At 49.8% G+C, this 9,545-nt stretch carries 6 protein-coding genes and 1 rRNA gene; 1 reads left to right on the top strand and 6 read right to left on the bottom strand.

The features are described 5' to 3' along the window. Nucleotides 1-186 (bottom strand): 16S ribosomal RNA (locus BM159_RS06165); the annotation flags it as partial. A gap of 101 nt (nt 187-287) precedes the next feature. Next, complete coding sequence (locus BM159_RS06160; protein ID WP_093913377.1) at nt 288-2,144, bottom strand: B12-binding domain-containing radical SAM protein; 1,857 nt, start codon at nt 2,142-2,144, stop codon at nt 288-290. Between the two features lie 98 nt (nt 2,145-2,242). On the opposite strand from BM159_RS06160, the gene pepF reads away from it, so the two are divergent. Beyond that, nucleotides 2,243-4,117 (top strand): oligoendopeptidase F, encoded by a 1,875-nt coding sequence (gene pepF, locus BM159_RS06155; protein WP_093913376.1) that lies wholly within the window; start codon nt 2,243-2,245, stop codon nt 4,115-4,117. A 145-nt stretch (nt 4,118-4,262) separates the two neighbouring features. On the opposite strand, the gene BM159_RS06150 is transcribed toward pepF, so the two are convergent. The 4 genes from BM159_RS06150 to BM159_RS06135 all read right to left on the bottom strand — a co-directional run bounded on the left by BM159_RS06150 (nt 4,263) and on the right by BM159_RS06135 (nt 9,517). Next, complete coding sequence (locus tag BM159_RS06150) at nt 4,263-5,327, bottom strand: iron-containing alcohol dehydrogenase family protein (RefSeq protein ID WP_093913375.1); 1,065 nt, start codon at nt 5,325-5,327, stop codon at nt 4,263-4,265. 55 nt (nt 5,328-5,382) lie between these two features. Next, complete coding sequence (ptsP, locus tag BM159_RS06145) at nt 5,383-7,014, bottom strand: phosphoenolpyruvate--protein phosphotransferase (protein ID WP_093913374.1); 1,632 nt, start codon at nt 7,012-7,014, stop codon at nt 5,383-5,385. A gap of 143 nt (nt 7,015-7,157) precedes the next feature. Next, nucleotides 7,158-7,415 (bottom strand): HPr family phosphocarrier protein, encoded by a 258-nt coding sequence (locus BM159_RS06140; RefSeq protein WP_093730802.1) that lies wholly within the window; start codon nt 7,413-7,415, stop codon nt 7,158-7,160. A 74-nt stretch (nt 7,416-7,489) separates the two neighbouring features. Further along, nucleotides 7,490-9,517 (bottom strand): PTS fructose transporter subunit IIABC, encoded by a 2,028-nt coding sequence (locus BM159_RS06135; RefSeq protein ID WP_093913373.1) that lies wholly within the window; start codon nt 9,515-9,517, stop codon nt 7,490-7,492. Between the last annotated feature and the right edge of the window lie 28 nt (nt 9,518-9,545).

Below are 9,545 nucleotides of genomic sequence, written 5' to 3'. Positions count from 1 at the left end.
GTGCTATCTTCGTATCCGGTATTAGCACCCCTTTCGGGGTGTTGTCCCAATCCGGGGGGCAGGTTGCCTACGCGTTACTCACCCGTTCGCCACTAGGATTCTGCCGAAACAAAATCCCCGTTCGACTTGCATGTGTTAGGCACGCCGCCAGCGTTCGTCCTGAGCCAGGATCAAACTCTCCATAATACTTTATAGAAAGCCGATTCGGCTCTTCTTGTTGTTCAGAATTTCTTTGACTTTTTCAGGTCTGTCCCCGAAGGGGCTGACCCGCACATTCATCTGGTTCGTTATTCAGTTCTCAAGGTTCCGCCGTCAACCGACGGCTTATATATAATAGCATCCGTTTCAATTCTTGTCAAGCGCATTTCATTATAATTTACCAAAACAAAAACAGATTTTTTTCCCCCCGTCCACGGGTTGAACAAAAATTCTTCCAACGCGTACTTTTTGTGTAAAGTCCGCCAGTTTTTAAAGGAATAATCCGGCACATATTTACGCACCAGTCCTTCATTTCGCCAAAAGGCAGTGGCCTTTTCATAATTCATTGCCGTACGCCACATCAGCCAGTCCGGCTTAAAGTTCGGCAGATGCTGCAAAACATCCAGACGAAGCAGTTCGCGCACCGGGAACAGTAATTCCGGCTGTCTTTCTTTAACATACGTGAACAATATACCCGCTGTTTCCATGGCGTTATGCCCCAGACCGGCCAGCCCTTTTTGCCGGTACCATTCCGTCAGTTTCCGGTAAAATCCAAAAGCGGATCCTTTTCCCATCTGCTCTGCCAGATATGCGAGCGTAAACGGAAATCTGCCGCTGTTGTACGTTAAATCAAATACTTCTTCCAGTATTTTAAGAAAACGCATCTCTTTATAACTCATGCAGTTGGTAGATAATATTTCATAGGGAGGCTGATCCATGTAAACAAGCCCATGCCGGCCGGAAACTCTTTCCATCTCCGTACCGGACAGCACCTTTAAAAAACCGAGTTGCAACGCATGCGGTTGCAGATTGTATACATCATCAAAGGAACGCGCAAAACTTTCCAAGCCTTGTAACGGAAGCCCTGCTATCAAATCCAGATGAAGATGCATATTACCGCGTTCCCGCAAGGCGGTCACATTCTCTTTTAACCGTTCCCAGTCATCTTTTCGTCCAATCACCCGCAACACATCCTGATCCGTACTCTGCACTCCGATTTCCAGCTGGAAACGACCTTTAGGAACCGTCTGCAGGAACTTCACAACTCCGGGGCTCAGGATATCGGCCTTAATTTCAAAGTGAAACGTGGTTTTCGTGTCTGCCGCGGCCAGATACTGCATCATGGGAAGATAATAATTCTCATCCAGGTTATAGGTCCGGTCTACAAATTTCACCAACCCGGCCCCGGCCTCCATAAACCGGTCCATATCTTCCAGTACCAGTTTCAGGCTCCGCCTGCGTACCGAGTGTGAAATTCCGGACAGACAGTATGCGCAATGAAAAGGACATCCCCGGGATGCTTCATAATAAAAAATTTTGTGCTGAGCTGCCACTTCGTCCAGGTCAGGATACGGAAACGGCAGACTGTCCAGGTTTTCCACAACCAGCGGCTTATCGGGAACAGAGGCTCCTCCCGACTCGTCCCGGCAGGCGACCCCTGCCGGCAGTAATGATTTCCAACGGCTTATATTTTCTCTCGTGATTTTCTGTACGTCACAAGATAAACCGGTTTCTGTTTCTTTCTGCCCCAATTGCGTAAGGCACTGCAAAAACTCTGCTGTGGCCTCTTCTCCTTCTCCGCAGACAATAAAATCCGCAAAACGGGCTTCCTCAAAAACTATGGCCGGTTGAAACATGACCTCGGGACCGCCCAGCATCAAAAAAGAGTCCGGAAGAACTTTCCGCAGCAGTTCTCCCAGTTCCAGCACAAAACGCCGGTTCCATATATGTACGTCCAGTCCTATCAGAATCGGTTCATTCTCTGCAACACTGCAAGCCTCAATCTTTTCCGTAATACGGATCAGGACGGAAAGAACCGGCTCGTTCACTGTCGCTTCCAGCATATGGGCTGCAATCCCCCGTTCCCTGCAGTATTCCGTTACGTAACGGATACCCAGGGCTGTATGAATATACTTGCTGTTAATTCCTATAAAAAATGCCTGCATAATGATTTCCCTGCTTAAAAAAACATGATATTTCGTAACTCATAGTGTTATAATAGTAAAGAATTGTGTAAAATGCAACAAGAATTAAAGGAGGCATTATGAATACACCACCTCATGGAAGCAATATTGACAGAAAGAGCATCCCTGCTGACTGCCAGTGGAACATTCACGACATCTACGCTTCACAGGAAGAATGGGATAAGGCCTGTGCCGGCTTAAAAGAACTGATTGCAGGACTGGAAACATGCCAGGGAAGCCTGAAAGAACCGGCTATATTGTTGCGGGTTCTGCAATTGCGCGATCGGCTGTCCCAGGAGATTGATAAGATTTACGCCTACGCCCGGCTCCAGCAAGACGCCGACAACGGCAATACCAATGCCCAGGCCCTCTCCGGAAAAGCGGAAGGGCTCCTGGCTTCCTTCTATAATGCGGTTTCGTTTATCGATTCCGAAATCACTTCCCTTTCGAAAGAACAATTGGAACAATTGAAAAGCGATCATCTTTTTGCTGACTATGACTTTTATCTGAAGGATTTGGAACGGATGCGGGAGCATGTCCTGCCCGGCGAACAGGAAGCTATCCTGGCTCAAAGCCAGCTTGCTACGGGCACCGGTGCCTCTGCGTTCCGCGCGCTGGTGTCCGCCGACATGGAATTTCCTCCCATTAAAGACGGAAACGGCAATAACGCCATAGTGAGCGAAGGCTGCTATATGCTGAACATGGCCAGCGATGACCGTGTTTTACGCAAAAACTCATTTACCGGCCTGATGAACACGTACCACCGTTACCGGAATACCCTGGCCGCAACCCTGACGGGAACCTGCCGCAGCAGTTTCTTTTACGCCAGAGTACGCGGATACAAAGATACCCGGGAAGCCAGCCTGGCAGAAGATAATATTCCTGTCAGCCTTTACGATAATCTGATCCGGACCATACATGCCAATCTGGAACCGCTTCATGAATATATCGCCTTGAAAAAAGAAGTTCTGGGATATGATGAGTTTCATCCGTATGATCTGTATGTTCCTTTATCAACGGAAGGCGAAAAATGTTTTTCCGTTACCTTTGACGAAGCCTGCAAAATGGTAAAACACGCACTGCAGCCACTGGGCGAAAGCTATAGCGACATTCTACAAAAAGCCATGACAGAAGGGTGGATCGACATTTATGAAAACAAAGGGAAACGCAGCGGAGCCTACTCCTGGGGCGTATATGGTGTCCATCCTTATGTATTGTTAAACTTTCAGCCCCGCTATAACAGCATCTCAACACTGGCCCATGAACTGGGGCATTCCCTTCACAGCTATTTCAGCAACCAGGCCCAACCCTATGCGAAAAGCGAATACAGTATCTTTTGTGCCGAAGTGGCTTCAACAACCAATGAAAATCTGTTGCTGGAGTATGCGCTGGCCAATGCTGATAAAGCGCAGAAAATCTTTTTGCTGAACCAGTTCCTGGAAGCTGTACGGACCACGGTATACCGGCAGGTTCAATTTGCTGAGTTCGAAAAATTCATTCACGACAAAATAACCGCAGGAGAGTCCTTACAGGCAGAAACACTGGAGCAATACTGGTTGGAAAGTAATCGGAAGTATTATGGTACCGACCTGACAGTCGATAAAGAGTTAGGCAGTGAATGGAGCCGCATCCCCCATTTCCACACTCCGTTTTATGTATATAAATATGCAACGGGCTACAGCGCCGCAACGGCATTCAGCGAAGCAATCCTGAAAGAAGCCGATCAAAACCACAAACCTGAATCCCGGGTTAATGACAAAACAAAAAGCATGACAGCGACCCGCCAATCAGGTTCAGCAGTGGAAAAGTATCTGACCTTTTTACATGCAGGCGGCAGCGACTACAGCCTGAATATTTTAAAAGATGCGGGCGTAGACCTGAACACGCCACAGCCGATACAGGTCACGCTGGACAAATTTTCCCGAAAACTGAAAGAACTGAAAGAACTCTTATAAATATAAAAATAATAATAGAGAGCTAAAAACAAAACAGCACCGGGATGTTTTTCTTTCTCCCTGCAAAAGGATACGGAAAACTACCGGTGCTGTTTTTTGGTTGTAATGCAATAATGCCCTTTGATAAGTTATAAAACCTACCGCATCATATCCGGCACATCAGGGCGTACAGTTCTTTAAACATGTCTTCCCGCATCCGTTTTGGCATCATTTCCATATTGTTTAAAACCGTATACCGTTCTTTACGTACTTCCCGGGCGAAAAGCCAGGCCCTGACAAACATAACTTCCGTAATACCCCGGTGTTTCGGATTAATGTCAATCCCGTATTCTTTCAGGAATTCCAGCAACATCCGGTAATCTCGCTTCTGCAGCCAGGCAGCGCCAATCGTGCCGATGCCTACCACTATACCGTGAGGAAGGCCATGATCAAATAATTCATCTAATGCATGACAGAACAGATGGTCTGAACCGCTGCAGGGGCGTGAACTGCCCGCGATTTGCATGGCAAGTCCCCCCAATACAAGGGACTGGGCCAGCATTTTTACACCCTCCGGACTGGTAAATGATTTTATATTGGAATACAGCAGCGCGTTCACGGCCCTTTCTGACAGCATATAAGCAAAGTCATTAGGCTGTCCGTGATTATATTTGCAATCCAGTTCCCAGTCATACAGGGCAGTATAGTTGCTGATAACATCCCCGACCCCGGCTTCCTGGAGCAAACGCGGTGATTTTAAAACAATATCCGTGTCAATAAGAAGCCCATCCGGTGTTTTCGACGTAAAGGAATGGGTCCTGTTTCCTTTGGAAAAGAGCACGGAAACAGGGGAACATACGCCATCATTACTTAATGCTGTGGGGATGGCAATATACGGCACATTCGCCACAAAAGCAGCGTACTTTGCCGTGTCCAGCGCAGTGCCTCCGCCAAAGCCGATAATCATCCGAACGCCTTCCATACTGATCTTTTTGGCAATAGAAACAGCATAATCATAAGAACTGGACTCTACGGTAACCACTTCATAGTCTTTCAACTGTGACAGCATGAGGGTAACCTTTTTTTCCAGCATTTGCAGCAAGCCGTCTGTTGTTAAAATCAAAATCCGTTTGCCGATAACATCCGGGAAATACAAATCCAGGTTATCTTTCAGTTCTTTTAAGGCGTCTGGTTTTACTTTCATGAACAAAGGAAGGTTAAATTCTTTCATATCGGCAGTGTCCTCTAATTGGTATATCGATTTAATCCGCTGAGCAACAATATCTTTATGCTTTTAAGTTAAGGCTCCGCACTTTATCCCGCAGGGGCAGCACGCTGGTTGCGGAAACAGAAAGCTCGTCGATCCCCATGCGCAGGAACGCTTCTGTCAGGGAAAGGTCAGCTCCCAACTCTCCGCATATGCCCACCCAGATACCGGCTTTGTGAGCATTTTTCGCCGTCATCTCAATGAGGCGCAAAACAGCAAGATGATGAGGATCAAAGAAATCGTCCAGTTTGGTCTGCTGCCTGTCGATAGCCAGGGTGTACTGGGTCAGATCGTTGGTACCCAGGCTGAAAAAGTCCACTTCTTCCGCCAGCGCGTCACTGACCAGTGCTGCCGCAGGAGTCTCAATCATGATGCCTGTCTCGATTTGCTCCGCACAGGGAATCCCCTCTTTTTTCAACTGGGCCATCACCTCTGCCAGCAAAGCTTTAGCCTTCCTTACCTCTTCCACCGAAATGATCATGGGGAACATGATGGCCAGCCTGCCATACACGGAAGCCCTGCACAGAGCCCGCAGCTGGGTTTTAAACAATTCAGGCCTTGTAAGGCAGATGCGGATAGCCCGAAGTCCCATAGCGGGATTTTCTTCCGGATCCAGATCAAAATAATCAGCTTTTTTATCCGCGCCGATGTCCATGGTACGGATGACAACGCGTTTGCCCTCCATGGCCGTCAGCGCCTTTTTATAAGCTTCAAACTGTTGCTCTTCCGTAGGATAATCATCATTTTCCAGATACAGGAACTCACTGCGGAACAGACCGATGCCTTCCGCATCGCTGGCAACGACACGAGGCAGGTCGGCAGGATTTCCTGCGTTGGCATAAATCAGAACCTTTTGCCCGTCCTGCGTCACGCTTTCCTTACCCCGGACGTTCTCCAGCCGTTCCCGTTCAGCCTGCGCCTGTTTCTGCTTTTCCTGCATAGCTGCCAGCGTAGCCTCATCCGGATCCAGATACACGTTGCCGGTAAAACCGTTAACGACTGCCATTTTCCCCTCCAGGTCCGTATGAATCTGGGTACCGGTGTTGACCACAGTGGCAATGCCCAGGTTCCGGGCCAGAATGGCTGTGTGGGAACTGGCACTGCCGCCGGACAGCACAAAGCCTAATATTTTTTTCGTGTCAAGCTGCATGGTTTCGCTGGGGACCAGGTCATCCGCGGCCAGAATCACCTGATCATACTGGGAAAAATCAATTGCCGGGCCACCGCTTAAAATCTGCTCCACCCGGCGGGAGATATCCAGCACGTCCGCTGCCCGTCCCTGCATGTATTCGTCATCCATGCCCCGGAACATGGCGGCAAGTTCCTGGGCAGTCCTGTCCACAGCCGCTTCCGCATTCAGCACCTCTTCCCGGATATGACTTTCCACCCCTTCAATATACTCATCGTCCTCCAGCATCATCTGGTGGATTTCAAAGATGGCGGCGTCTTCCTCGCCCACTGTCTCCAGCGCTTTTTCATATAATTGCCCCAACTGGGCCGCAGCCTCTTCACGTGCTGACTGAAAGCGTTGCACTTCCGCTTCCGGATCTGTTATCGTGCGGGCAGCCGTAGAAATAGTATTGCGGTGGAACAAAGCCAGCGGTCCGATGCTGATGGCCCCATATACGGGTTTTCCTGTAATCGTAAGCATACATTTCTCCTGTATAGCAATGACAAGAAGACCGGAGAACTGCGGCTCATTGATGCCCTGCAGGACTGTGCCTCCTTCCCCGGTCCGTTTTTAACAGTACATTAAACAGTACAGATTATGGAAACGCTGATCCATCCGTATTTCTATAAATTAGCTTTCAGGAACGCTTCTACAGCAGCTGCAGCCGCTTCTTCATCCGCACCTTCCACATCTACGGTGATTACTTCTCCCTGTTTTACGCCCAAGCCCATGACAGCAAACAGTTTTTTCAAATCAGCCTTCCGGGCGCCTTTGGCCACGGAAATCTTGCTCTCAAATTTTTTGGCTTCTTTGACCAGTAAGCCTGCGGGACGGGCATGAATGCCGGCTGCATCGGTAATGGCATAGGTAAATGTTTTCATACGTTATTCCTCCCTTTACACAAAATTTAATAAATCCAAATTTGTAAACATCTATTTATATTTTAATAACAAACTCATTCAACGGCATCCTTGCGGGTAAATCCTAAAACAAAGCAGGCCACCAAAGCCCCGATGAGCAGCGCCACAAAATACATGGGCCAGTTTGTAACTACACCAAACACGAACAGACCGCCATGAGGCGCCGGCACGGTACAGTTAAACAGCATGGACAGAGCGCCGGCCACTGCGGAACCGATAGCACACGCCGGAATCACATGCAGGGGATCGGACGCCGCAAAAGGAATCGCCCCCTCCGTGATAAAACTAAATCCCATAATAAAGTTCGTCACACAGGAAGAACGTTCCTGCTTCGTAAATTTCTTTTTGAACAGCAACGTGCAGAGAGCGATGGCAATGGGGGGAACCATGCCGCCAATCATAACGGAAGCCATGATGCCGGAAGAAACGGCCTGGCCGGAAGCCCCGGCAAGGGACGCCGTGCCGAACACATAGGCCGCTTTATTGATAGGCCCGCCGAAGTCAATAGACATCATGCCGCCCAGGATAAATCCCAGGATCACTTTGCTGGAAGAAGACATACCGGCCAGTACACCCGCCAGCCATTTGTTGAACATTGCCGTAGGCGGGTTGATGATGTACGTCATAATAATTCCCATCAGCAGCAATCCCAGCACCGGATACAACAGTACCGGCTTGGTTCCTTCCAGGGCCTGAGGCAGGCCGGACAAGACTTTTTTTAGCCAATTTACCAAATACCCGGCAATAAAGCCGGCAAACAGAGCGCCGAAGAAACCGGAACCCCCGTTCACTGCCAGGAAGCCGCCTACCACGCCGGGCATCAGCGCCGGACGCTCGCCGATACTCATGGCGATGTAACCTGCCAGAATCGGCATCATCATACTGAAGGAAAGGCCGCCAATGTTTTTCAGGAAAGCAGCCAGCGGAGTGCCGGAGCCGAAGTTGGCCGTACCCGCATTGCCCATATCAAACAGGAACGCCAGGGCAATGAGGATGCCGCCGCCTATCACGAAAGGCAGCATATGGGACACACCGTTCATCAGATGTTTGTAAATCTGACGGCCTACGCTTTCCCCTTCTGCCGCCGCGGCAGCCGGTTCATCAGAGGGAGCACCCTCTCCGCTAAAGACAGGAGCTTCCCCTTTCAGAATGGTATTAATCAGATTTTCCGGTTCTTTGATTCCAGCGGACACTTTTACAAACAAAACTTTTTTCCCGGCAAACCGCTGCACCGGAACATTCTTGTCACAGGCGACGATAATCCCTGCAGCTCTTTCAATATCAGCCGCCGTCAGAGTGTTTTTCACGCCGCCGGATCCGTTGGTCTCAACTTTAATATCTATCCCCATAGCAGCGGCTTTCCGCTCCAGGGCTTCTGCCGCCATATAGGTATGGGCAATACCGGTAGGACAGGCCGTCACAGCAGCCACAAATGGTTTGCCGGAGTCTGCCGCTGCCCCGACAGCTGTTGCAACACGCGCTGCCCCTGCACTTGCAGTTCCGGCATCCTCGCCGGCTCCGATTGCTTTTTCCGCAGCCGCTGCAGCCTGTTCCGCCTCCGCCTGTCTCCGTTCCTCCTCTGCTTCCGCTTCTTCCTGCTCTATCTGGATTTTCTCCGCCTCATCAATAATCCGGAGATACTCTTCCGGCGTCTTGGCGTTCATCAACGCTTCGTGGAACTCATCGTCCATCAACATCCGGCTAAGCCGGCTCAATACTTCCAAATGAACATTTTCTCCTCCGGCCGGAGCCGCAATCAGGAAAAACAGGAAGGCCGGTTCTTCGTCCAGGCTTTCGTAGTCCACCCCGGCCCGCACAATCATGCTGGCCAGTCCGGGAGCCTTCACCGCTTCCGTCTTTGCATGAGGGATAGCAATCCCTTCCCCGATACCGGTGCTGCCTTCCGCTTCCCGGGCCAGCACCCTTGCTTTGTACAGAGCCTTATCAGCCAAATTTCCGCCGGCCTCCATCAAGTCCACCAATCGCTCCACTGCCGCCGGCTTGTCAGCAACTACAGCATTCAAATCAATGCTCTGCGGTTTTAAGAGGTCTGTAATACGCATAGCGTTTCCTTTCCGCCGCCCTGTTACA

Source organism: Succiniclasticum ruminis DSM 9236 (assembly GCF_900112895.1).
Classification (GTDB): domain Bacteria; phylum Bacillota; class Negativicutes; order Acidaminococcales; family Acidaminococcaceae; genus Succiniclasticum; species Succiniclasticum ruminis.
This window is presented reverse-complemented; position numbering and strand designations above follow the sequence as displayed.